The organism is Kitasatospora sp. NPDC093558 (assembly GCF_040683475.1).
Classification (GTDB): domain Bacteria; phylum Actinomycetota; class Actinomycetes; order Streptomycetales; family Streptomycetaceae; genus Kitasatospora.
Genome location: NZ_JBFBDY010000970.1, coordinates 1 through 1,885, shown reverse-complemented (window position 1 = coordinate 1,885; position 1,885 = coordinate 1). Strand labels below are relative to the sequence as shown.

The 1,885-nt window shown below is 73.8% G+C and carries 2 protein-coding genes; one reads left to right on the top strand and one right to left on the bottom strand.

Annotated elements, in window-relative coordinates:
• Nucleotides 1–174 precede the first annotated feature (174 nt).
• The gene (locus tag AB0O00_RS37500) at nucleotides 175–1,374 is read left to right on the top strand and encodes a S8 family peptidase (RefSeq protein WP_363659168.1); all 1,200 of its coding nucleotides are present in this window, start codon (nucleotides 175–177) and stop codon (nucleotides 1,372–1,374) included.
• 54 nt (nucleotides 1,375–1,428) lie between these two features.
• On the opposite strand, the gene AB0O00_RS37495 is transcribed toward AB0O00_RS37500, so the two are convergent.
• Nucleotides 1,429–1,885 (bottom strand): DUF4291 family protein (locus AB0O00_RS37495; RefSeq protein WP_363659167.1); only part of this gene is annotated, 457 nt, incomplete at its 5' end.

Sequence of the window (1,885 nt, the reverse complement as noted above, 5' to 3'; positions counted from 1 at the left end):
TGGAGGTCACCGGCTGAGGTCTCCAGGGGAGGCGGTGAGGGTCCGCTGTCCGGTGGGCCTGGGCCTGAGTCCGGGCCTGGGTCTGGGCCGATCGGATGGTCGGCGCTCAAGCCGTTTTGCATCGTGACCGAAGGATCGAATGCCCGTACCCACCCGATCCGACGGGAGCACCGCATGCGCTCGGCGCGCAACGTCCTCGCCGCACTCCTCCTCCTGCTCGCGCCCCTCGGCGCCGCCGCCCCGGCCGCGGCGCACACCACCCCGCCCCGCGATCCGCAGGCGGCCCTTGCGCCGCTGGTCACCACGACGGAGGCCATCCCCGACCGGTACATCGTCACGCTCAAGGACGGTGTCGAGCCGGCCTCGGTGACCGCCGCCGTGCCGAAGGTCACCCCCCGGTTCACCTACACCTCCGTGCTGCACGGCTTCGCCGCCGAGCTGACCGGCCGACAGCTGTCCGCCGTGCGCGGCCTGCCGGGCGTGGAGGCCGTCCACCAGGACGGTCTCGTCACCGCGACCGATGCCGGCGAGCGCTTCACTCCTCGGACCCCGGCCGCCACCTGGGGCCTGAACCGGATCAACCAGCGCAACCTGCCGCTCAACGGCCGGTACGACGTGTCGGGTACGGGCGCGGGGGTCAACGCCTACGTGGTCGACACCGGGATCGACTTCCAGCACGCCGAGTTCGACTCCGGCCGCGCCGTGCCCGGCTTCGACGCGGTGGGCGACGGGCGCAACGGCCAGGACTGCCACGGCCACGGCACCCACGTCGCCGGGACGATCGGCGGCGCCACGTACGGCGTCGCGCACAAGGCGAACCTCATCGCCGTCCGGGTGCTCGGCTGCGACGGGCGGGGCTCCAACTCCGCGATCATCGCCGGCTTCGACTGGGTCGCCCTGCACGCCCAGCAGCCCGCCGTCATGAACGCCTCGCTCGGCGGGGCGCGTTCGATGCTCACCGACCGCGCCGTCAACCGCGTGGCGGAACAGGGCATCGCGCCGGTGGTCGCCGCCGGCAACGACGCCCAGGACGCCTGCGACGTCTCCCCGGCGGGCGCGGAGCGCGCCATCACCGTCGGCGCCACCGACATCAACGACAACGAGGCCGGCTTCAGCAACTTCGGCAAGTGCGTGGCGATCTACGCCCCCGGCGTCGGCATCGTCTCGGCGAAGGCCGGAGGCGGCACCGTCTCCCTGAACGGCACCTCGATGGCGAGCCCGCACGTGGCGGGCGTCGCGGTGCTCCTCAAGGAGGCCTACCCCCGGGCCACGGCGGAAGACGTCCGGCTCTGGATCGGCGAGCGGTCCACGAGCGGCGCGCTGAACGTGAGCAAGACCTCGCCCAACAAGCTGCTGTACACCGGCGGGCTCTGACGGACCACGGGGTGCGGCGGCACTCCGGTGTCCGCCGCACCCCGTTCCGCGGGATCAGCCGCGCAGCTGCGCGAGGAGATCGTCGCCGGCCGGGTACGGCGGCTCCTCGGGGAGCAGCGCGCGGGCCGCCGTCAGGTCGCCGGCACGGACGAGACCGTGGACCTCGTGGGCGAGCGGCGTCGCATCGGTGACGTCCACGATCCACTCGTCCGCGTAGCGGTGGGCGGCCTCGCCGGAGAGGCCGAGCTGCAGCGCCCGGTGGGGGAGCGGCCGCAGGTGGACGTCCCGCTCGGGATCCCACTGGACGCGGGCGGGCGCGCCCTTCAACGCGCGCTGCCAGGCGGCCCGGTCGGTGTGCAGGCCCGGCGCGTAGTGCGAGAGGCACGCGTTGCGCAGGGCCCACTCGAAGCCCTCGCGCGTGATCTCGACGGCGAGGACGGTCTCCTGGCCCGCCTGCCGGGCGACCCGGGGCAGCAGCGTGGTGAAGCCCTGGAAGTTCACCGCCTGGATC

What these genes read in the sequence shown, in the direction of transcription:
- AB0O00_RS37500 (WP_363659168.1), top strand. Translation starts at nt 175, where the DNA reads ATGCGCTCGGCGCGCAACGTCCTCGCCGCACTCCTCCTCCTGCTCGCG.